Origin of the sequence: Chromobacterium sp. Rain0013 (assembly GCF_015291765.1) — a bacterium.
GTDB lineage: Bacteria > Pseudomonadota > Gammaproteobacteria > Burkholderiales > Chromobacteriaceae > Chromobacterium > Chromobacterium haemolyticum.
Genome location: NZ_CP031514.1, coordinates 2829288 through 2850185, shown reverse-complemented (window position 1 = coordinate 2850185; position 20898 = coordinate 2829288). Strand labels below are relative to the sequence as shown.

Sequence of the window (20898 nt, the reverse complement as noted above, 5' to 3'; positions counted from 1 at the left end):
CCGAAGGGCCGCGCCTCACCCGCGCAAACGGCCGCTGACGCCGCCGGGCGGGTTCAAGCTCCATTCGCTGATCAGCACCATGCCGTCGGCGGCGGCCACCAAGAGGCTCAGCGCATTGGACAAAATCAAGGACCCCGGCGGGTAGGCGTGGCTCTCGCGCCAGGCTTGCGCGCGGTGCACGTGCACGGTGACGCCGTTGACCGTGGCCATGCATTCGAAATCGCCAAAGGCCCGGACGCGGCGCATGATGTCCTCCACCGACAGATTGAAATCCAGCATCCTCTCTTCGTCCCTCCACAGCGGCCAGTAGCTGCTGCCCTCTCCTTGCGGCTGCGCCTGCTCCCACAAAGAAGCGAAGTCGCCGGCCACCCGCCCGGCCAGCCGGTACAGCGCCAGTTGCAGTTTCGCGTCCAGCGATTCATGGGTTTCGTCCGGCCTCAGCGCGAACTGTTCCTGCGCCAGCACATCGCCGGCGTCCATTTCCCGAGTCAATTGGTGACAGCTGCAGCCCCATTGCCGATGACCGTCCAGAATCGCCCTCACCATGGGGTAAGGCCCGCGGCCGATGGGCAGCGGCGACGGATGGAAGTTGACCGCGTAATTCAGATAAGGCTCCCAGTCCGGCACCCGCCAGTTGTAACTGGCCACCAGCAAGACTTCGCAGTCCTGCTCGGCTAGCTCCAGCAAATCGCGTTCGCGCATCCGCGACAATTGCACCGGCACGCCCAAGCGCTCCGCCGCCTCCAATGACTCCTTGTGGTGATGCATGCGATGGTCCACCGGGGTGCAGAACAGCTTCAACGGCTGCCAGCCGGCATGCAGGAAGACGTCCAGTACCGGCTTGAAGCGGTCGGACAAGGTAATGGCAAAACGCATGGCGGCATCTCGGCAATTTAGAGGGCTGATTTGTTTATATCAAGACCATCCATGCCCAGCAGGACACCTAATGGAAATTAACAGAATCTCGCCTGCCCGCTGGCACGCCGCTTGCATCTACCCGCTAGCCAAACCCTTGTTTTGACGCGATAACAGGCTAAACCCGCCGCCTTGTGGCAATCCTGTCCGCCACAGCGGCATGGATTGCCGGCCGTGCCGGCAAACATCGAAACCGGGGCGGCGAATGGGAGTCGAGCTGCTCCGTGAAGCTCACGACCGACACCCCACCATAGACTTTGCGGGAGATTATCCATGTCAGTCAGCAACACAAGCGGCATCGACGCCAGCGGCAACGCCTGGCAACAACGGCGGGCCGTTCACCAGCAGCGCCACCAAGATTTCCTGGCCATGATCAACGATGTGCGGCAAGGCAATCTCAGCGGCGCGCAGCAGGCGCTCGCCAGCCTGCAGTCCAACTTGCCCAATGCGAGCGCAGCCAGCGGCACCGGCGCGAAGAGCGGCAGCGCCCAGGATTTCGCCAGCCTGATCAATTCCATGCAGACCGACGGCAGCGTCGCCAGCGCCGGTAGCAGTTCAAGCACTAGCTCCGCCAGCGCCGGCAACGACATGACCCTTCTGTTCAATCAGATGCTGAGCCAGTTGCAGATGAGCAGCCTCGGCGGCGCCAGCGACGGCGATACCGACGACGCGCTGAGCGCGCTGACCGGCGCCTCGGCGGCCACTTCGCCCAGCGCGCTGTTCAGCAATCTGGGTCAGGACCTGAACAGCAGCAACCTCAACCAGGCGCGGCAGGATTATCAGCAATTGCAGCAGGACTTGCAGGCCAACTCGCGACAGAGCCAGCCCGCTCATCATCGCCACCATCATCATCATGGCGGCGGCCAGGTTCAGGCTGCGCTGAATGCCTACCAGGCTAATAGCAGCGCTTGCTGAGCCCGCCATCTTCCCAGGCCTGGCCCTGCGCCGGGCCTGTTTCATTGACTCTTGCGCACACTGATATGAAAGTTCACTCCAGTTCCTTCCAGCCGCCCATCCCCGCTCAAGCGACGACAGCGCCGGCAGATGCCGCCTTCACCCCCTCCGCGACCCCGCCGGCCACTCCTGAGCCGGCTCAACAGCCGGCGCAGGCTGACCGCCCCCGCCTGGACATGGCCACGCTGGTACGGCTGCTGCTGATGCAAATGCAGCTCAAGCTCAGCCAGCCCGGCGACGCCGCCGAAGACACGCTCAAGCTGGCCACCGGACAAGATGCGCTAGCGTCCTCGTCCGGCTCGCTGATCGACGATATCAGCCAGACCGCCGCTGCCGACGCGCAAGCCGCCGCCGTCCAGACCGGCGACGAGGCCATGCCGCAAACCGCCGCGTCCAGACCGGCGACGAGGCCATGCCGCAAACCGCCGCGTCCAGCGCGGCCCTGCAGGCCTACGCCGGTACCGAAGCCGCGCCCGGCAAGCCGCTGGCCAGCGCCTGAGCGCGCGCCTGTACCTCTATCTACGCCACTGTGCTAACCTGCCTTATTGGCGGCGGAGCCCCGTCCGCGCTTTGGCGCGCACGGCTCCCCGCCCGACCGCCGGTCCGGCAACGGGCCGATTGTTCACGCAGAATCTGGCGCGCCAATGAAATTGCACTTCACCAAAATGCACGGCCTCGGCAACGACTTCATGGTTGTCGACGGCGTGAGTCAAACCGTCCCCTTGAACGCGGAACGTATCCGTCAGTTGGGCGATCGCCACTTCGGCATCGGCTTCGATCAGTTGTTGCTGGTGGAGCCTCCACACTCTCCGGACAACGATTTTCGCTACCGCATCTTCAATAACGACGGCGGCGAGGTGGAACAATGCGGCAACGGCGCGCGCTGCTTCGCCAAGTTCGTGTCCGACCGCGGCCTGACCGCCAAATCGCGAATCCAGGTGGAAACCGCCAAGGGCGTGATCGCGCCGGAATACCTGGGAGACGGACAAGCGCGGGTGGACATGGGCCGGCCGCGATTCGCTCCGGACGAGATTCCGTTCCAGGCCGAGCGCGAGGCGGTGTGCCATGATTTGCAAGTCGAGGATGCGACCTTGTCGGTCAGCGTGGTGTCGATGGGGAACCCCCACGCGGTGCAAGTAGTCGCAGATGTAGCCTTGGCTCCCGTGACGCGCCTCGGCGCGGCCATCGAAAACCATCCCCGCTTTCCGAAACGGGTCAACGCCGGCTTCATGCAGGTGGTGGCGCGCGATGAAATCCGCCTGCGCGTGTTCGAACGCGGCGCCGGCGAAACGCTGGCCTGCGGCACCGGCGCCTGCGCGGCGGTGGTGGCCGGCATCCGCCGCGGCCTGCTGGACCGGCGCGTGCGGGTGCACACCCGGGGCGGCGAGCTGACGGTGGAATGGCCGGCCGACGACGCCGCGGTAACCATGACCGGCCCCGCCGTCACAGTGTTCCAGGGCGAAATCGAGATTTAACGGCCCGCTCGGCTCAGAGCGGCAGCGGGCTCGCAACAACAACACAGCCGTAAGGGGTTATGAATTATGCAGACAGATGATGTGCTGGCGTTTTTGGACCAACACCCGGACTTTCTCGCCCATCACGCCGAAAGGCTTGGCCTGAAGCCGGGCGGCGCGCCGCAAGACCGCGTGGTGGTCTCGCTGGCGGAACGCCAAATGCTGGACCTGAAGGACCGCAACCGGCAGTTGGAGTCCCGCTTGCAGCAATTGATCCGCCACAGCGAAGCCAACGACCGCATCATCGCCAGCGCTCATCAACTGGGGCTGACGCTTCAGGCCTGCCGGAGTCTGCAAGACGTGCTGAACGCGCTGCCCGCCTGCTTCGCCGAGCATTTCAAGCTGAAGCGCGTGGCGTTGCGGCTATGGCATCCGGCGGCGGAATCCGCCGGCCCGGCCTACGACGCCCGCAGCGAGGTGGCCGCGTTGGCGCGCAATCTCTCCGCGCCCTATTGCGGCCCCTACGTCAACGACGACGTGCTGGCCTGGTTCCCCGCCGCGCCCGTGCTGCAGTCCTTCGCTCAACTGGCGCTGCGCGACGGCCAGGGCCAGGCCTTCGGCCTGCTGGCCCTGGCGTCGGACGATCCGCAACGCTTCACCTTCGACATGCACACCCACTACCTGGCCCAGATAGGCGAGCAAGTGTCAGCCGCGCTGACTCGCGTGTTGGAGGTTCAATGACGGCAACGCCCACTGGTTGGTTTCTGCTCTCCCTGGTCGCGCTGTTCTATCTGCACATTCTGTGGCGGCTGATCGCCAGCCGCGACGGCATCGCCCAGCTGTGCTTCGCGTCGTCTTTCTTCATCCTGGCGCTGATCTTCCGCGCGGACCCTTTCCTCACCGCCTTGTCGCCAGTCCTGCTGCCCTTCTGCTACGCCTACGCCTGGCTGGGCATCACGGCCGTGCTATGGTCCGCCAGCAGCCTGAAAGTCAGCCGGCTTGGCCTGGCCTTCCCCGAACGCCAGCCGCAGCTGGCGGCGCTGATGGCCAGCCAGCTCAGCCTGCATCTTGGCATCGTCGCGTTTTCGCGGCTGCTGGATTGGCGGCCGCTGCTGTCCTACCTGATGGCCCCGCCGCTGATCATGGTCGTCAGCTACGCCGGTTACCGCGCGCTGTTGTTCGTGATGCGCCGTCAGCCGGAAGCGCGCCTGCCCTGGACGGTGTTCGGCGGCATGACCGTAATCAGCCCCTTGTTGGTGATGTGGCTGTCCGACTGGCTGGCCCCCATCGTGCTGAGCCTGACCTGAACGGTGTCGCCGGCATGAAAAAACCCGAGTCGAAGGACTCGGGTTTTTTTTGACGCCGGACACGGGTTCCGGCGCTTTATCGAATTCGCTTACTTCTTGCCGGCTTCGATGGCAATGGTCAATTGCAGATCGTCGCCCACCGCCGGCACGTAAGCGCCAACGCCGAACTCGCTGCGCTTGATGGTGGCGGTAGCGTCAGCGCCGCACCACGGCTTCTTGGCCATCGGATGGGAATCCACGCACTTGAAGTTGGTCACGGTCAGCGTCACCGGCTTGGTCACGCCGTGCAGGCTCAGTTGGCCGTCCACCGCCGCCAGCTTGTCGCCGTTGAAGGTGAACTTGTCGGATTTGAACGTGATGGTGGGGTACTTTTCAACGTCCAGGAAATCCGGGCTGGCGATGTGCTTGTCGCGCGCCGCCCAGCCGCTGTCGTGGCTGGCGGTCTTGATCACGATGTCCACCGAGCCGGTTTTCTTGGCCTGGTCCAGCACCACGGTGCCCTTGGTGTCGTTGAAACGGCCGCTCAGCGTAGAGAAGCCTAGGTGGCTCAGCGAGTAGCCGGCATGGGTGTGCGAGCTGTCCACTTCGTAAGTGACCGGGGCGGCTTGCGCGCTGCCCAGCACACCCAACGTCATCACGGCGGCAAACAGAGTTTTCATTTTGGTCGTCACGTCGGTTTTCTCCAGGGTAAGGAAAGGCAAGATCACTTGCCGGTCAGAACGAATTTGTATTTGACGGTCACCAGGTCGGCGATCGCTTCGGTGTCGTCCCAAGCGCCGTCGCCCACTTTGAATTGCAGACGGTTCAGCGGGAAGCTGCCTTGCAGCGTGGTCTCATTCCCTGCGCTGGCGGCGGTGAAGGTGGACACCACCTCGCGGCTAATGCCCTTCAGGCTCAAGGTGCCTCGGGTTTCGAACTTGCCGCCGCCCAAGGCCTTGACCGTTTTTGCGGTGAAAGTCGCCTTGGGCAGGCTGGCGATATTGAAGAAGGACGCGCCGCGCACGGTGGTATTGCCGTCGGCGCTGCCCACGTCCACGCTGCCCAGGTCCACGGTGAACACCGCCTTGGTGGCTTCCGGCTTGGCCGCGTCGAAACTGACGTTGGCGGCGAAACTCTTGAAGCGGCCCTCGGTCGGCACGTTCATTTGCTTGAAGGTAAAGCCCAGCGTGCTCTTGGCCGCGTTCAGGGTTTGCGCGGCCTGAGCCGGCGCCATGGCCAACGCCACGGCGGCGCTCAGGGCGAGAGAAGTCAGAAATTTCATGCTTGAGGATCTCCTTTGCGACAGGACGGCAGCATCCGCGCCAGCGTGGCGTCGCGATCGATAAAGTGATGTTTCAAGGCCGCCAGCGCATGCAGGCCGACGATGGCGACGATGGCGTACGCCATCAGCGCGTGGCTCCAGCCCAACACATGGCCCAGCGCCTCGTTCTTTTCCACCAGGTCCGGCAATTGCACCAGGTTGAACCACACGACCGGGTAGCCTTTGGCGGAGCTCATCAGCCAGCCCACCAGCGGCATCGCCAGCATCAAGGCGTACAACAACAAATGAATCAGCCCGGCGGCTTTAAGCTGCCAGGCCGGCTGCCCCGGCAAAGGCGCCGGCGCGCCGCGACGGGCGCGCCAGATCAGGCGCAGCACGGCCAGCGCCAGCACGCTGATGCCCACCCATTTGTGCCAGGCGATCAAAGAGGCTTTCAGTTTGAAGCTGGCCGGCGATGTGATCTGCATGCTGTTGAAGTACCAGCCCATGATCAGGGCGGCAATGATCAACAGCGCAATCAGCCAGTGCAAGGCAATCTGTGTGGGACTGTAGCGTTGCATCGAATTCCTTATTACAAATGAGCGGCAAATTAAAACCTGTCATGCCGGTTAATCATAAAAGCGCGGCCATTGCCGTCATAGCGAAATTATTAGCGCAAAAGATTCAAATTTTCTGAACAACCGCCAGGCAACACAATGGCAATTGATATTGGGAATCACTATGAATAACAAACGACGGCAAGGTTCCCGTATGCGATATAAAACAAAAAACCGCCAGGGGCAAAGCCCGCCGGCGGTTTCTAGCCTGTCTCAAAAGCCGGTTAACGGCTCTTGACGAAAGGTATGCCTATCGCTTTGGGCGCCACCGCGCGGCCAACGAAGCCCGCCAGCAGCAACACAGTCAGCACATAGGGGATGACCGCGATCGCTTGCGACGGGATCTGGCCGATGCCTGGCAGCGCCACGCCTTCCAGGCGGATCTGGATGGCGTCGGCAAAAGCGAACACCAGGCAGCCCAGCACCGCCGGCAGCGGTTTCCACTTGCCGAAAATCAGCGCGGCCAACGCCAGGAAGCCCTTGCCCGCGGTCATTTCCTTGATGAAGCTGCCGGTCTGGTACACGGACAGATAGGTGCCGGCGATGCCGCACAGCACGCCGCCCCAGAACAAGGCGGTGTAGCGCACCTTGGCCACGGAGATGCCGGCGGTGTCCGCCGCGTGCGGGTTCTCCCCCACCGCGCGCAGACGCAGACCAAAGCGGCTCTTGTACAGCACCCAGGTCACCAGCGGCACAATCAAGAACAAGGTCAGATACACCAGGATGCTATGGCCGGACAGCAGCTTGCTGTACAGCTGGCCCAGCAGCGGCACGTCGCGCAGCTCATGGGCGAACGGCAGCGCGATCTCGTGGAAACGCCCCTCGTCCGGCAGTTGCGGGGTGTTGCCGCCCTGCTGGAACCAGGCCAGGCCCAACACCGGGGTGATGCCGGAGGCGACGGTGTTGAGCGCCATGCCGGAAATCAGCTGGTTGCCGTTATACGTGACCGACACAAAAGCGTGGATCATCGCCATCGCCACCGAGGCGGCAATGCCGCAGGCCATGCCTATCCACGGGTTGTGGGTGGCGAAAGCCGCCGCCGCGGCGGCGAAAGCCGCCACCAGCATCTTGCCTTCCAGGCTGATATCCACCACGCCGGAGCGCTCGGAGAACATGCCGGCCATCGCGGCCAGGATCAACGGTGTGGCCACGCGCAGCGTGGAATCGAGCAGACTGAAGAAGATTTCCATTATTTGTCGTCCTTGCGCTTGAACAGGCCGGCGATGAACGGCTCGAACAGGTTTTCCAGCGCGCCGCAGAACAGGATGATCAGACCCTGAATGAAGATGATCATCTCGCGGGTGATCATCGGCTTCTCGAAGGACAGATCGGAGCCGCCCTGGGTCAAGGCGCCAAACAACAGCGCGGACAAGATAATGCCCACCGGGTGGTTTCGGCCCATCAGCGCCACGGCGATGCCGACGAAACCGACGCCGTTGGTGAACATCACGTTCATCCGGTGGGCGGAGCCCATCAGCTCGTTGACCGCGGCCAGACCGGACAGCGCGCCGGACACGCACATGGCGATAATGATGACGCGGCTGACGCTCATGCCGGCGTAGCGGGCGGCCGGTTCGCTGGTGCCCACGGTGCGCAGTTCGAAGCCCCAGCGGCTATGCCACACCACCAGGTAGAACAGCGCGGCGGCCAGCAAGGACATCACGAAAGTCAGGTTCAGCGGCGAGGTGGGAATCTCCACGCCAAAGCGCGCCGCCAATTCATGGATGGCGGGAATCCAGGCCGCCTGGCCGAATTCGCGCGTGGTCGGGTTCTGGGAACCGGCTTCGATCAAATGATGGCTGATCAGGTACAACATCAAGGAGTAAGCAATGAAGTTGAACATGATGGTGGTCACCACGATGTGGCTGCCCCGCTTGGCCTGCAGCCAGCCCGGCACAAATGCCCAGGCCGCGCCGAAGCCCATCGCCGCCAGAATGGCCAGCGGCACCAGCACCGCCGGCGGCAGGCTGTGGTCGAAGCCCAGCACCACCAGAGTGACGCCCAGGCCGGCCAGGTAGGTCTGGCCCTCGCCGCCGATGTTGAACAGACCGGCGTGGAAGGCGGTGGCCACCGCCAGGCCGGTGAAGATGAAGCCGGTGGTGTAGAACAGGGTGTAGCCTATGCCCTCGCCGTAGCCGAAAGCGCCGTTGATCAGCAGCTTCAGGCATTCCCAAGGGTCTTCGCCTATCAACCAGGTGACCAGGCCCGTTACCAGCAAGGCCGCCAATAGATTAAGCGCCGGCAGCACCGTTAGCTGCGCCCAGCGCGGCAAGGTGGAAGGTTGTCCGAATTTCAATGCTTGTGCCCCCCCATCAGCAGGCCCAGCGAAATGGTGTCGGCGTCCTTGGCCGCCACTTCGCCGGTGATCTGTCCGCCGGCCATGACCAGGATGCGGTCGGCCAGCGCCAGGATTTCTTCTAGTTCAACCGAGACCAGCAAAATGGCCTTGCCCTCGTCGCGCAGTTCCACCAGCCGCTTGTGAATGAATTCAATCGCACCGATGTCCACGCCGCGCGTCGGCTGGCCGATCAGCAGCAGGTCGGGGTTGGCGTGGATTTCACGCGCCAGCACCACTTTCTGCTGGTTGCCGCCGGAAAGCAGGCCCACGCGCAGCAGCGGGTTGCCCGGACGAATATCGAATTGCTGGATGAAGTCCCGGGTGCGCGCCAACAGCCGCTTGCGCGAGTACCACGGCCCGCGGCCCAGGCCGGTTTCGCCGTGATAGCCGAGGATGGCGTTTTCATAGCTGGAGAAAGCCTTGACCAGGCCTTCGCGCGAGCGGTCTTCCGGTACGTGGGCAATGCCCAGCTTGCGGTAAAGCGCGGCGCGCGGCTGAGCCCCGCAACGGCGGCGCAGCAAATCCTCGCCCTTGTAGGCCATCTCGCCGGCGCTAGGCTCCTGCATGCCGGCCAGCACTTCCAATAGCTCGGATTGGCCGTTGCCGGACACGCCGGCAATGCCGACGATCTCTCCGGCTCGCACTTCGAAATTCAGTTGATCCAGCAGCTTGACCCCGCGCGCGTCGGTCAGGCACAGATTCTTGACGCTGAGCACCGCCGCGCCCGGCTCGCGCTCGGCCTTGTCCACTTTCAGGCTGACCTTGCGGCCCACCATCAGGTCCGCCAGCTTTTCCTTGTCCACGTCGCAGGTGGCGACGTTGGCCACCACGGTGCCGGCGCGCATCACGCTGACGCCGTCGGTGATGTCCATCACCTCCCGCAGCTTGTGGGTGATCAGGATCACGGTCTTGCCCTGCGCCTTCAGCGAACGCAGGATGTGGAACAGGTGGTCCGCCTCCTGCGGCGTCAGCACCGCGGTGGGCTCGTCCAGGATCAGCACGTCGGCGCCGCGGTACAAAGCCTTGAGGATTTCCACCCTTTGCTGCAGGCCCACGCCCAGATCGCCCACCAGCGCGTCCGGATCCACCTCCAGCGAGTAATTGCGGTTGAGCTCTTTCAGATGCTCGCGGGCCTCGTCCAGCCCTTTTTTCAGCACCAGGCCGCCTTCGGCGCCCAGCACGATGTTCTCCAGCACGGTAAAGGTGTCCACCAGCATGAAATGCTGATGCACCATGCCGATTCCCAGCTCAATGGCTTCCTGGCTGTTGCGGATCGGCGCTTCCTTGCCGTTCACCCGGATGGCGCCGCTGTCGGCCTGGTAATAGCCGTACAGAATGCTCATCAACGTGGATTTACCGGCCCCGTTTTCGCCGATGACGCCATGGACAGTGCCCTTGGCGATTTTCATCGAGACGTCGCGGTTGGCTTTGACGGCACCAAAACTCTTGTTGATGCCCGCCAGCTCAATGGCAAACTCGGTCATGCTTATTCATATTCCCTGGTTAGGGTCAGTCTGATTCCGCTCCGGCATGAACAAACAGGCACGATGAAGTTCATCGTGCCTGCGTCCCCGAAACGGATCAGGGAAAACTCAACTCAGCTTATTGCACCGGGCAGCTGTTGTTGGAGCGGTAATCCACCACCTTGATCTTGCCGCCGATGATGTCGGCCTTGGCCGCGTTGATCTTCTTCTCCATCGCCGGAGTGATCACTTTGCGGTTGTTGGCGTCCAGCGCCCAATCCACGCCGGCTTCCTTCAGGCCCAGAATCTTGACTTCCGGCTTCCAAGAGCCGTTCTTGGCGTCCTTGAAGGTGTTGAACACCGCCACGTCCACGCGCTTGACCATGGAAGTCAGCACCGAACCCGGGTACAGGTGGTTCTGGTTGCTGTCCACGCCGATGGAGTACTTGCCGGCGGCCTTGGCGGCTTGCAGCACGCCCAGGCCGGTGCCGCCGGCCGCGGCGAACACCACGTCCACGCCGCGGTCGAACTGGCTCTTGGCCAGCTCAGTGCCGCGCGCCGGGTCGTTAAAGGCCTGCGGAGTGGTGCCGGTCATGTTCTGGATCACGCTGGCGTTCTTGTTGGTGAACTTGACGCCCTGCACATAGCCACAGCCGAAGGCGCGGATCAGCGGCACGTCCATGCCGCCGACAAAGCCCACCTTGCCGCTCTTGGACGCCATCGCCGCGGCCACGCCGGTCAGGAAGGCGCCTTCCTGTTCCTTGAACACAATGCTCTGCACGTTGGAACCTTTGGCCACCGCGTCGATCAGAGTGAACTTGACCTTGGGGAATTCCTTGGCAACGGTTTCCACCGCCTGGGTGAAGGAGAAGCCGATCGCCACCACGATGTCGGCGTCGCGGCGCGCCATATTGCGCAGCAGCTGCTCTTTCTGGGCTTCGGACGCGATCTGACCGTCGCGGTAGTTGATCTTGAATTCCTTCTTGAAACGCTCGGCGCCGTTGTACGCGGATTCGTTGAAGCTCTTGTCAAACTTGCCTGCCATGTCGTAAACCACGGCGGGCGAGAACTCTTTGGCGAAGGCGGAGGTGGACAGCACCGCTGCCGCTACGGCAAAGCTCATTCGTTTCAGCTGGATTTTCATCTCTATGACTCTATGGAGTTTGTTGGTCAACCCGCACGCCGATCACCCCCTGTGGTTCCCGTGCCGTGCAGCGAAGCAAAGCGTCCGCCAGCCCCTCGTCATGTAGCGTCGCAACTACACGCCAGGTTGCGCGGATGCGGTCCTGCCGCAATCCCGTGGCAAACGGGATCGCAATCGGCACAGACGCCGCCCTGTCATTCTTGTTTGAGCGCGCCGAATTGTAATGACGCACCCATGGACTGTAAACAACTTCCTCTCTACTTTGAAATATCATGTCGCAACGAAAGCCGGCAAAGCCCGAGCCCGCGCACAAAAACGCCAATAGCATGCCAAAACCTTGTTGTTTTCGCGTAATCGAAGCACAAGACATAAAACTACAGCACAGCGGCATCGCCCGCCTTCCAAAGCGGCCCGCCAGCGCCTACAATGCCGGCCTCCCCACCCGTTTCCACCCGCTCCATGCTGCCCATTCTCTACCGCGACGACCGCCTGATCGCCATCCATAAGCCCTCCGGCCTGCTGGTGCACCGCACCGCGCTGGACCGCAACGAAACTCGCTTCGCCGTGCAGTTGCTGCGCGACCAGATCGGCCAGCGCGTCTACCCGGTGCACAGGCTGGACAAGGGGACTTCCGGCGTGCTGCTGTTCGCGCTGGACAAGGACATGTGCCGCGAGATGAGCTGGCAATTCGAACGCCAGCAGGTGGACAAGCGCTATATCGCCGTGGTCCGCGGCCACACCGACGACGCCGGCCATATCGACTACCCGCTCAGCCGGCGCCCGGACGACCTGGAATGGATAGGCGAGACCGTGGACACCGCGCCGCAGGCCGCCGTCACCGACTACCGCACGCTGGCGCGCATCGAACTGCCGATAGAGGTGGAACGCTACCCCAGCAGCCGTTACAGCCTGCTGGAGTTAACGCCGCACACCGGCCGCCGCCACCAGTTGCGCCGCCATCTGAAGCACATCGCCCACCCCATCATCGGCGACGCCACCCACGGCAAGGGCCGGCACAACCGCATGTTCGCCGAACATTTCGGCAGCCGGCGCCTGCTGCTGGCCTGCGTCGCCATGCAACTGAGCCACCCGGACAGCGGCCAGCCGCTCTTGCTGCAAGCGCCGCCGGCGGACGACTTCATGCGGCTGGCGGAACAGCTGGGCTGGCGCGCCGCGCTGGAGGACGCGCTGCGCGGCCACGCCGAATCCGGTACAATCCGCGGCTGACAAACGCCATATCCCGCAGCCATGCTCAGTTACCGCCACGCCTTTCACGCCGGCAACCACGCCGATGTGCTCAAGCATCTGATCCAGATCGAACTCCTGAACTACCTGGGCCAGAAAGCCAAGCCCTATTGGTATATCGACACCCATGCCGGCGCCGGCGCTTACTCGCTGGTGGAAGGCTACGCCACCAAGAACGCCGAATTCGAATCCGGCATCGCCCGGCTGTGGCGGCGCGACGATCTGCCGGAAGCGGTCGCCAACTACGTCGAGGTAGTGCGCACGCTGAACGCCGACGGCGAACTCAAGCTCTACCCCGGCTCGCCGTGGTGCGCGGCGGAAGTGATGCCGGCCAGCGACAAGCTGCGCCTGTTCGAACTACACCCCACCGATCACCAGTTGCTGGCCGACACCTTCGCCGACGCCGGCCGCCGCGTGCAAATCCAGCAGGCCAACGGCTTCGAGGCGATCAAGGCGATTCTGCCGCCACCGCCGCGCCGCGCGCTGGTGCTGATCGACCCGCCCTACGAGGACAAACGCGACTACCAGCACGTAATCACCGCTCTGAAAGAAAGCCTCAAGCGCTTCGCCACCGGGGTCTACGCCGTCTGGTATCCCTGCCTGCAGCGCGCGGAGATGAAGGAACTGCCCAAGGAAATGAAGAAGCTGGGCGCCAAGAACTGGCTGCGCGCCGAATTGCATGTGCAAAAGCCGTCCAGCGACGGCTTCGGCATGCACGGCAGCGGCATGTTCATCCTCAACGCGCCGTGGACGCTGCCGCAGACGCTGCGCGAAGTGCTGCCCTACCTCGCCCAGCATCTGGCGCAAGATGCCGGCGCCAGCTATGTGCTGGAAACCGGCGGCGACCTTTAAGCCCCACCGAGAACGCATCGATGGCAAAACTCTTTTTCCGCTACGCCGCGATGAACAGCGGCAAAAGCACCCAGTTGCTGCAAATCGCCAACAACTACGAATCCATGGGCAAGACCGTGGCGCTGTTCACCAGCGCCATGGACGACCGTTACGGCTTCGGCAAAATCACCTCGCGCCTTAATCTGCAACGCGACGCCCGCACCTTCTCGCCGGAACTGAACTTCCTGGCCGAGGACTTCGGACAGACCGCCTGCATCTTGATAGACGAAGCCCAGTTCATCACGCCGGAACAAGTGCATCAGCTGCACGAGCTGGCTCACACCCGCAACATTCCGGTGATCTGCTTTGGCCTGCGCACCGACTTCCGCGGCGAACCCTTCCCCGGCTCCGGCATGCTGCTGGCCCTGGCCGACGAAATCGAAGAGATCAAGACCATTTGCGAATGTGGCAAAAAAGCCACCATGCACATCCGCATCGACGCCGACGGCCGCCGCGTCAAGGAAGGCCCTCAGGTGGAAATCGGCGGCAACGCCCGCTACCGCGCGGTTTGCGCCCGTTGCTTCTACCGGCTCTGAAGGCTCCGTCCGCTCGCCGAAACCCGCCCGCGTCAGCGGGCTTTTTTTGCGCTCGCCGCCGCCACTCGCAAAAAAAACTTGCCCTGTCGCTTGATAATGTACACAATCAAATCTGCTTGCATTACAGAGGATTAGCCATGAGCCACGGGGGCAAACGCAGCGGCGCCGGCCGCAAGTCCAGTTACGGCGGCGACAAGACCGTAGCCATCCGCGTGCCGGAACCGCTAAAGCCGGTGCTGGAAGACTGGCTGCACGATTACCGCAGCTGGCGCACCGCCCACAACGCCCAAGCCGACGACGTGCGCACGCTGGCGCGCCACCTCAGCGAACTATCGCTGCCGCTGTTCGCCAACAGCGTGCCGGCCGGTTCGCCGGTGGCGGCGGACGACCTCAAGGAAGACGACGTGGACCTCAACGCCCGGCTGGCGCCGCGGCCGGGCAGCACCTTCCTCGTCACGGTCAAGGGGGAGTCCATGCTGGGCGCCGGCATTCACGACGGCGACCTGCTGGTGGTGGACCGCGCGGCGGAAGCGCGCAACGGCAAGGTTGTCGTAGCGGCGCTCAACGGCGAACTCACGGTGAAGCGGCTGGAAAAAACCGCCAAGGGCATCCGCCTGTTGCCGGAAAACCCGGAATTTCAGCCGATTCCGGTGCCGGAAGACGCCGCCTTCCATATCTGGGGCGTCGTCACCAACGTCATCCACAAAGTGGACTGAACCTTCGGGAGAACACCATGGAACACACTCAAGCGCAATACGACAGCATCAAGATGAAGTTCATGGATTGGCGCCGGCTGCCGCGCGCCTTCCGCGCGGTGATCCAGGGCCAGCCGCAAGTGCTGGTCAGCCGTCCTGGACGCGACTTCTACGTGCCTGTGCAGTTTGTTTAAACGCCCTTTCCAAACGACAACGGCCCGGGCGTCCATGCGTCCGGGCCGTCTTTCCGCCGATCATTGTCGACGGCTCTAATTCGCCTCGCCCACATCCGGCCCGCGCATCGCGTCCGCCGGCATGTTCAAACGCTCCACCTGGGCGCGCGCCGCGGCGAAAGCCGGGCCGGCCAGTTCCGCCGCCCAATCCGCCGCCTTGCCGGCCATGCGCTCCAGCCGCCGCGCCAAGTCCGGCTGCGCCGGCGCCCGCAGATTGGCCAGAATCAGGTCGGTCTGCCGGGGATCATTGCAAACCAGCACCATATCGCAACCGGCGGCCAGCGCCGCATCGGCGCGCTGCACGAAGCCGCCGGCGCCGGCCGCCCCCTCCATGTCCAAAGCGTCGGAGAAGATCACGCCGTCGAAACCCAGCCGACCGCGCAGCACATCCTGCAGCCAAACCCGCGAGAAACCGGCTGGCTGCGCATCCACCGCCGGGTACAACACATGGGCGGGCATCACCGAGCCCATGCCCGCCGCCGCCAAACGGCCAAAAGGCACCAAGTCGTCCGCTTCCAGTTCGGCCAGGCTGCGGCCGTCTTCCGGCATCACGTGGTGGCTGTCGCCCTCGACAAAGCCATGGCCGGGGAAATGCTTGCCGCAGGTGGACATGCCCCCGCGCGCCAGACCGCGCTGCAGCGCTTCGGCCAGCTCGGCCACGATGGCCGGATCACGGTGGAAGCTGCGGTTGCCAATCACCGCGCAGCGCCCCCAATCCAGGTCCAGCACCGGAGTGAAGGACAAGTCGACGCCGCAGGCGGACAACTCGGCCGCCAGCACGTAGCCGACATTCTCCGCCTGCGCCAGCGCTGCCGGACGGTCTTGCTCCCACATCCGGCCCAAGACTTGCATCGGCGGCAAGCGGGTGAAACCGTCGAGGAAGCGCTGCACCCGGCCGCCTTCGTGATCTACCGCAATCAGCAGATGCGGGCTGCGCAGCGCGCGGATTTCCGCGGTCAACGCCTTCAGTTGTTCAATGTCCTGGAAATTGCGGCGGAACAGGATCACCCCGCCCACCAGCGGATGCGATAAGCGCCGCTTCTCTTCGTCCGTCAGCCGCAGGCCGGCCACGCCCGCCATCACCGGCCCGCGCGGCAAGGCCGCGCTCTGTTGAGTCTGCTGCATCGGTTTACTTTCTATCTAGCCGGGCGCGGAGCGCTCCAGCACCACAAAAGCCAGCGCGTGACCACGCTCGTCGCTGATAGACAGATGACGCGCGCCCACGCCGCGCTGGCTTAAAAAATCTTCCAATTCGGGGCTAAGCGCCAACAGCGGCTTACCCCATTCATCATGCTCGACCCAGATCGCCGTCAGCAGCGCCGGAGCGCGCACGCCGGTGCCCAAGGCCTTGGCCAAGGCCTCCTTCACCGCGAAACGCTTGGCCAGGAAGCGCGCCGGATCGGCGCTGTCGGCAAAAGGCCCTTGCTCTGCCGGCGCCAGCATCCGCCGCCCCAGCTTGAAGCCCCAGCGCTGGAACATCGCGCGCATGCGCTCGATTTCCACCAGATCAGTGCCAATGCCGTAAATCATCGCCCGCCCTCCCCGCGTCCTCGCAACCAAGCCGCGCGGGCCATCCACAGCAGCAGACAAGGCAGCCAGACGTACAGCAACTCCGAGCTCAACACCCGAAGACCCTTAGCGCCCAGCCAACGGCTGGGCGTCAACGGCGAGCCCTCGATCGGCCGCCAGTCGAACAAGAAACGCCCCTGGTGCCAGGGCATCGCCAACGCCGGGCCATGGGTGGCGTCGGTCCACATATCCAACAGCGCATGGGACGACACCGCCAGGCACAACACCGCGAAGGCGCGCAGCGGCCCCAGTTCCAGCCGCTGCCACCAAGGCCGCCCGAAGGCGGCAAGCAGGCCGCCGGCGATCAAGGCCAGCGTCAGCGAATGAGAGATGCCTCGATGCCCCCAGGGGCTGGCGTAGGGAATGCCCAGCTTGAAAGTGATCACGTCCAGGTCCGGCAGCATCGCCGCCGCGCCGCACAGCAACAGCCACCCGGCCATGCCGGGCGCGCGCAGCGGCCGCGGCGCGCACAGACCGGCCAGCGTGGCGCCGGCCAAGGCGTGGGTAACGACGGTGGGCACAGCGCTTAACCGCGAGCGGCCGCCATCAGCGCCTTCATCTCCTTCACCGCCTCGGCGAAGCCGACAAACAGCGCCTGAGCGACGATGGCGTGGCCGATGTTCAATTCGGCGATCTGCGGAATCGCGGCGATCGGCTGCACATTATGGTAGTTGAGACCGTGCCCGGCGTTGACCACCATGCCCAGCTCGGCGGCGAAAGCGGCGGCATCGCGGATGCGCGCCAGTTCGGCGTCGCGCGCCGCGGCGTCATGGGCGTCGGCGTAAGCGCCGGTGTGCAACTCCACCACGCGCGCGCCGGCGTCCCAGGCGCGTTGAATCTGCGCGCGGTCCGGGTCGATGAAGATGGACACGCGAATGCCGGCTTCCTGCAAGCTGCGGGTATAACGGCTCACATCGGCAAAGTGGCCGATGGCGTCCAGGCCGCCCTCAGTGGTGACTTCCTCGCGCTTTTCCGGCACCAGGCACACATCCTCCGGTTTCACCGCCAACGCATTGGCCAGCATTTCCTCGGTCATCGCCATTTCCAGGTTGACCCGGGTCTTGACCGTCTGGCGCATCGCCACTACGTCGGCGTCCTGGATGTGGCGGCGATCTTCGCGCAGATGCAGGGTGATCAGGTCGGCGCCGGCGGTTTCCGCCACCAGTGCAGCCTCCACCGGGCTGGGATAACGGGTGCCGCGCGCCTGGCGCAAGGTGGCGACGTGATCGATGTTTACGCCCAACAGAATCATATTCACTCCCGATTAGGTTCGCCTCAATCCGACAAGGAATTGACGGCTTGCAATAGCTCGCGCGAAGCCAGCGGCTCCTCGCCCAATAAAGCGGTCAACCATACCCGCATCAGCGCCCGCGCTTCAAGCCGGGTGGACGCCTCCGCGTAGTCGTCGGCCTCTATCGCCAACAGGCTGGCGCCGCTGAGCCGCAGCCCGCGCTCCAGGCTCTGGCCGGCGTCGCGCTCCGGCGCGGCGTTGCCCTGACACCAGTAGCTGACGCTCGCGTCCACTTCCGCGCCGTCGCCGTCGCGCAGCAGGCTGGGCGCGTAGCCCAACACCTGGGTCAGCCTCAACTCATAACGGCGCAACACCGCCGCCAGGCCGCTTTGGCGCGCCAGGCCGCGCACCGCGGCGTCGTAGACGGCAAAGGCGCGCGGTTCGGGGTCGTCGCGCGCGGTCAGCCTCATCATCAATTCGTTCAGGTAAAAGCCGCAGATCAGCGGCAGGCCGGACAGCTGCGGCACGCCGCCGTCCCAGTCCGCGCTGTGCAGGGTGCGCAGCTCGCCCTTGCCGAACCAAGACAGGGTCAGGGGCTGGAACGGGAGCAGCAGGCCGCGCAGATCGGCCCGAGGTCGCCGCGCCCCGCGCGCCACCACCGAGAAACGGCCATGGTCGCGGCTGAGGACCTCCACCAGCAAGCTGGTTTCCCGGTAGGGCTGCGCGTGCAGCACATAGGCCGGTTGGCGATCTACCCTGCCCGGCTGACTCATCAGGCGCCGCCGGCCGACGGCCGCGGACATGCGGCGGCCGCACTCACGTTGAAGGCGAACACCCGATACCAGGCTTCCGGCCCGTAACGCTGCGCGATCAGGCGCTCTGCGCACTGACGCCAGGCGGCGATGGCCTCGACACTGTCCCAGTAGGACACGGTGTCCCGCCCCGGCTCGCCGCGTTCCAGGCCAAGAAAGCCGGCCTGGCAAGCCGCCAGTCGGGCGATGCGTTCCAGCAGCTCGCGGCTGCCGGGCATCTCCTGGCCTTGCTGCAGAGAAAAAATCACCGTCCAACAGGACGGCGCCAAATGATAGTGCATGAGAGCTTCAGTCCAGGCCGAATTCCCGCAGGAAACGAACGTCGTCGGCCCAGCCGGACTTGACCTTGACCCAGACTTGCAGGAAAACCTTGCCGTCGAACAGCTTTTCCATGTCCATCCGCGCCTCGGTGGAGATCTTCTTCAGTTTCTCTCCGCCGCGGCCGATAACGATGGGCTTCTGGTTCTCCTTGTCCACCAGCACGCCGATATGGATGCGGCGCAAGTCGCCGTCCATCTCGAACATCTCCACTTCCACGTTCATTTCATAGGGCAGCTCTTCGCCCAGATAGCGGAACAGCTTCTCGCGCACGATCTCGGCGGCCAAGAAGCGTTCGCTCTTGTCGGTAACCATGTCCTCCGGATACAGCGGCATCGATTCCGGCAGGTGCGGACGCACCTGTTCCAGCAGCTCGCTCAAACGCTGGCCGTGTTTGGCGCTGACCACCTCAACGCCGGCAAAGGCGAATTCCGCCTGTACCTCGGCGATGAAGGCCTGCAACGCGTCGCGGTCCTTGGCCTTGTCCAGCTTGTTCACCACCAAGATCACCGGTTTGCGCTTGGGCAGCAAGGCCATCACTTCGCGGTCGGCGCCGGTGAAGCGCATCGCCTCCAGCACAAACAGCACGCAATCGACGTTGCCCAGCGAATCCTTGACGCTCTTGTTCAAGGTCTCGTTGAGCGCGCCCTTGTGAAAGGTCTGGAAGCCAGGGGTGTCTACGAAGATGAACTGGGCATTGTTCTCGGTGTGGATGCCGGTGACGCGGTGGCGCGTGGTTTGCGCTTTTTTCGAGGTAATGCTGACTTTCTGACCGATCAGATGGTTCATCAGCGTGGATTTGCCGACGTTGGGACGGCCGACAATGGCGACAAAGCCGCAGTGGTATTGGATCTCAGTCATATACGTTTCTTACTCGCAGCGAGTTTTTGTTCCAGCAGGATCAGCGCCGCTTCGGCGGCCTGCTGTTCGGCGGCGCGGCGGCTGCCGCCTTCGCCTGTGGAGCCTATCGCCAGTTCGCCCAAGTCGCACTCCACGCGAAACCATTGCTCATGGGCTTCGCCGCTTTGCAACAGTATCCGGTATTTGGGCAAGGCCAGCTTGCGCGCCTGCAGCGCTTCCTGCAAGCGGGTCTTGGCGTCCTTGGCCTGACGAGTGGTGTCGATGGACGATACGCGTTCAGCGTAGAGCCGGCGCACAACCTGCTCCGCGCGCAGGAAATCGGAGTCGAAGCTGACCGCGGCGAAGGTGGCTTCCAGCGCGTCGGCGAGAATGGATGGCCGGTTGAAACCGCCGCTCTTCAGCTCGCCCTCGCCCAAGTAGAGGTAATCGCCCAGCTTGAGCTCGTGGGCGATCTCGGCCAGGGTGTTCTGGTTGACCAGATTGGCGCGCAGCCGCGACAGCTCGCCCTCGGTCAGTTTGGGAAATTGATCAAACAGCATGCGGGCGACCGTGTAGTTGAGGATGCTGTCGCCCACGAATTCAAAACGCTCGTTGTTGCCGGCGCCGTAGCTGCGGTGCGTCAAGGCTTGACGCAACAACTCCGGCTTCTGAAATGCGTAATCCAGCGCCTGACACAGGCGCCGGAATCTATTGTCGGTTGGTATCACTTGGCTTATTGCGGGGGCTGGCCCGCTTGGGTGTCGAATTTGAACAGCAGACTGATATTGGAAAACAAAGGCACTTCGCGCTGATAAGCGGCGCGGATGTACACAAAATTACCGCCGGCCACCACTACCAGGTTTTCACCCTTGATCGAGGCGATGCCGGCCACGCCGGCCCGCTGGTTGAAATCCCGGCGAATCGAAGACTCGCCGACATTGCTCTGTGCGGACAAGGCGGTGATAGCCTGGCGCACCTCGGCATACTCCGAGTACACCGGCATCACCTTCATGCCCAGTACGAGGACCGCGCCCAGCACGATCATCACCAGCAACACGGAAAACAGCGACAGGCCCTTCTCACGGCTGAAATGCAT

The 20898-nt window shown here is 63.8% G+C and carries 27 protein-coding genes; 10 read left to right on the top strand and 17 right to left on the bottom strand.

Going from position 1 to position 20898, the window contains the following annotated elements; genetic code table 11:
- Window positions 1–15 precede the first annotated feature (15 nt).
- Window positions 16–876 (bottom strand): methionyl-tRNA formyltransferase, encoded by an 861-nt coding sequence (locus tag DXT74_RS13265; protein WP_194426181.1) that lies wholly within the window; start codon window positions 874–876, stop codon window positions 16–18.
- Between the two features lie 312 nt (window positions 877–1188).
- On the opposite strand from DXT74_RS13265, the gene DXT74_RS13260 reads away from it, so the two are divergent.
- The 5 genes from DXT74_RS13260 (at window position 1189) to DXT74_RS13240 (ending at window position 4630) form a co-directional block, all read left to right on the top strand.
- Window positions 1189–1830: a hypothetical protein gene (locus tag DXT74_RS13260; protein WP_194426180.1), complete on the top strand. Its 642-nt coding sequence runs from the start codon at window positions 1189–1191 to the stop codon at window positions 1828–1830.
- A 65-nt stretch (window positions 1831–1895) separates the two neighbouring features.
- On the top strand, window positions 1896–2405 hold the full coding sequence (locus DXT74_RS13255) for a hypothetical protein (RefSeq protein ID WP_194426179.1): 510 nt from the start codon (window positions 1896–1898) through the stop codon (window positions 2403–2405).
- Between the two features lie 108 nt (window positions 2406–2513).
- Window positions 2514–3344 carry a diaminopimelate epimerase gene (gene dapF / locus DXT74_RS13250; RefSeq protein ID WP_194426178.1) on the top strand — a complete coding sequence of 277 codons (831 nt, stop codon included), beginning with the start codon at window positions 2514–2516 and terminating at the stop codon, window positions 3342–3344.
- Between the two features lie 66 nt (window positions 3345–3410).
- Complete coding sequence (locus DXT74_RS13245; protein ID WP_043641613.1) at window positions 3411–4064, top strand: DUF484 family protein; 654 nt, start codon at window positions 3411–3413, stop codon at window positions 4062–4064.
- Window positions 4061–4630 carry a hypothetical protein gene (locus DXT74_RS13240; RefSeq protein WP_043641611.1) on the top strand — a complete coding sequence of 190 codons (570 nt, stop codon included), beginning with the start codon at window positions 4061–4063 and terminating at the stop codon, window positions 4628–4630. Before DXT74_RS13245 ends, DXT74_RS13240 begins: the two co-directional genes overlap by 4 nt.
- Window positions 4631–4719: 89 nt before the next feature.
- On the opposite strand, the gene DXT74_RS13235 is transcribed toward DXT74_RS13240, so the two are convergent.
- The 7 genes from DXT74_RS13235 to DXT74_RS13205 form a co-directional block, all read right to left on the bottom strand.
- Entirely contained in the window at window positions 4720–5289 is a 570-nt protein-coding gene (locus DXT74_RS13235) for a YceI family protein (protein ID WP_043641610.1), read from the bottom strand.
- A gap of 44 nt (window positions 5290–5333) precedes the next feature.
- On the bottom strand, window positions 5334–5891 hold the full coding sequence (locus DXT74_RS13230) for a YceI family protein (protein ID WP_043641609.1): 558 nt from the start codon (window positions 5889–5891) through the stop codon (window positions 5334–5336).
- Complete coding sequence (locus tag DXT74_RS13225; RefSeq protein WP_019102586.1) at window positions 5888–6451, bottom strand: cytochrome b; 564 nt, start codon at window positions 6449–6451, stop codon at window positions 5888–5890. The genes DXT74_RS13230 and DXT74_RS13225 overlap by 4 nt, the downstream gene beginning before the upstream one ends.
- A 260-nt stretch (window positions 6452–6711) precedes the next feature.
- The gene (locus DXT74_RS13220; protein WP_043641607.1) at window positions 6712–7677 is read right to left on the bottom strand and encodes an ABC transporter permease; all 966 of its coding nucleotides are present in this window, start codon (window positions 7675–7677) and stop codon (window positions 6712–6714) included.
- The gene (locus DXT74_RS13215) at window positions 7677–8783 is read right to left on the bottom strand and encodes an ABC transporter permease (protein ID WP_039755570.1); all 1107 of its coding nucleotides are present in this window, start codon (window positions 8781–8783) and stop codon (window positions 7677–7679) included. Before DXT74_RS13215 ends, DXT74_RS13220 begins: the two co-directional genes overlap by 1 nt.
- Window positions 8780–10309 carry an ABC transporter ATP-binding protein gene (locus tag DXT74_RS13210; protein ID WP_043641605.1) on the bottom strand — a complete coding sequence of 510 codons (1530 nt, stop codon included), beginning with the start codon at window positions 10307–10309 and terminating at the stop codon, window positions 8780–8782. The genes DXT74_RS13215 and DXT74_RS13210 overlap by 4 nt, the downstream gene beginning before the upstream one ends.
- Window positions 10310–10427: 118 nt before the next feature.
- The gene (locus tag DXT74_RS13205; RefSeq protein ID WP_107732355.1) at window positions 10428–11432 is read right to left on the bottom strand and encodes a BMP family protein; all 1005 of its coding nucleotides are present in this window, start codon (window positions 11430–11432) and stop codon (window positions 10428–10430) included.
- Window positions 11433–11891: 459 nt separating this feature from the next.
- On the opposite strand from DXT74_RS13205, the gene DXT74_RS13200 reads away from it, so the two are divergent.
- From DXT74_RS13200 to DXT74_RS13180, 5 genes are all read left to right on the top strand, one after another.
- Window positions 11892–12659 (top strand): tRNA pseudouridine(65) synthase TruC, encoded by a 768-nt coding sequence (locus DXT74_RS13200; RefSeq protein ID WP_081556166.1) that lies wholly within the window; start codon window positions 11892–11894, stop codon window positions 12657–12659.
- Between the two features lie 21 nt (window positions 12660–12680).
- A complete protein-coding gene (locus tag DXT74_RS13195; protein WP_043641603.1) occupies window positions 12681–13529 on the top strand; it encodes a 23S rRNA (adenine(2030)-N(6))-methyltransferase RlmJ in 849 nt (282 codons plus the stop codon).
- Window positions 13530–13549: 20 nt separating this feature from the next.
- A complete protein-coding gene (locus tag DXT74_RS13190) occupies window positions 13550–14104 on the top strand; it encodes a thymidine kinase (RefSeq protein WP_043592251.1) in 555 nt (184 codons plus the stop codon).
- A 137-nt stretch (window positions 14105–14241) separates the two neighbouring features.
- Window positions 14242–14820: a LexA family transcriptional regulator gene (locus tag DXT74_RS13185; protein ID WP_019102594.1), complete on the top strand. Its 579-nt coding sequence runs from the start codon at window positions 14242–14244 to the stop codon at window positions 14818–14820.
- A gap of 17 nt (window positions 14821–14837) precedes the next feature.
- Window positions 14838–14993 (top strand): hypothetical protein, encoded by a 156-nt coding sequence (locus DXT74_RS13180; RefSeq protein WP_167604380.1) that lies wholly within the window; start codon window positions 14838–14840, stop codon window positions 14991–14993.
- A 75-nt stretch (window positions 14994–15068) separates the two neighbouring features.
- On the opposite strand, the gene nagZ is transcribed toward DXT74_RS13180, so the two are convergent.
- The 9 genes from nagZ to DXT74_RS13135 are packed head-to-tail and all read right to left on the bottom strand — an operon-like array spanning window position 15069 to window position 20898.
- Window positions 15069–16157, bottom strand: a complete 1089-nt coding sequence (nagZ, locus tag DXT74_RS13175; protein WP_196783759.1) for a beta-N-acetylhexosaminidase — start codon at window positions 16155–16157, stop codon at window positions 15069–15071.
- Window positions 16158–16172: 15 nt separating this feature from the next.
- Window positions 16173–16562, bottom strand: coding sequence for a holo-ACP synthase (acpS, locus tag DXT74_RS13170; RefSeq protein ID WP_114153216.1), 390 nt, complete (start codon window positions 16560–16562; stop codon window positions 16173–16175).
- The gene (locus DXT74_RS13165; RefSeq protein WP_194426177.1) at window positions 16559–17122 is read right to left on the bottom strand and encodes a metal-dependent hydrolase; all 564 of its coding nucleotides are present in this window, start codon (window positions 17120–17122) and stop codon (window positions 16559–16561) included. The genes acpS and DXT74_RS13165 overlap by 4 nt, the downstream gene beginning before the upstream one ends.
- Window positions 17123–17127: 5 nt before the next feature.
- On the bottom strand, window positions 17128–17853 hold the full coding sequence (gene pdxJ / locus DXT74_RS13160; protein WP_194426176.1) for a pyridoxine 5'-phosphate synthase: 726 nt from the start codon (window positions 17851–17853) through the stop codon (window positions 17128–17130).
- Window positions 17854–17876: 23 nt separating this feature from the next.
- The gene (gene recO / locus DXT74_RS13155) at window positions 17877–18605 is read right to left on the bottom strand and encodes a DNA repair protein RecO (protein WP_218673478.1); all 729 of its coding nucleotides are present in this window, start codon (window positions 18603–18605) and stop codon (window positions 17877–17879) included.
- Window positions 18605–18925 carry an antibiotic biosynthesis monooxygenase gene (locus tag DXT74_RS13150; RefSeq protein ID WP_114153215.1) on the bottom strand — a complete coding sequence of 107 codons (321 nt, stop codon included), beginning with the start codon at window positions 18923–18925 and terminating at the stop codon, window positions 18605–18607. The genes recO and DXT74_RS13150 overlap by 1 nt, the downstream gene beginning before the upstream one ends.
- A gap of 7 nt (window positions 18926–18932) precedes the next feature.
- Window positions 18933–19823, bottom strand: coding sequence for a GTPase Era (gene era, locus DXT74_RS13145; RefSeq protein ID WP_019103645.1), 891 nt, complete (start codon window positions 19821–19823; stop codon window positions 18933–18935).
- Window positions 19820–20539, bottom strand: coding sequence for a ribonuclease III (gene rnc / locus DXT74_RS13140; protein ID WP_370551764.1), 720 nt, complete (start codon window positions 20537–20539; stop codon window positions 19820–19822). The genes era and rnc overlap by 4 nt, the downstream gene beginning before the upstream one ends.
- Window positions 20536–20898 carry a DUF4845 domain-containing protein gene (locus tag DXT74_RS13135; RefSeq protein WP_019103643.1) on the bottom strand — a complete coding sequence of 121 codons (363 nt, stop codon included), beginning with the start codon at window positions 20896–20898 and terminating at the stop codon, window positions 20536–20538. The genes rnc and DXT74_RS13135 overlap by 4 nt, the downstream gene beginning before the upstream one ends.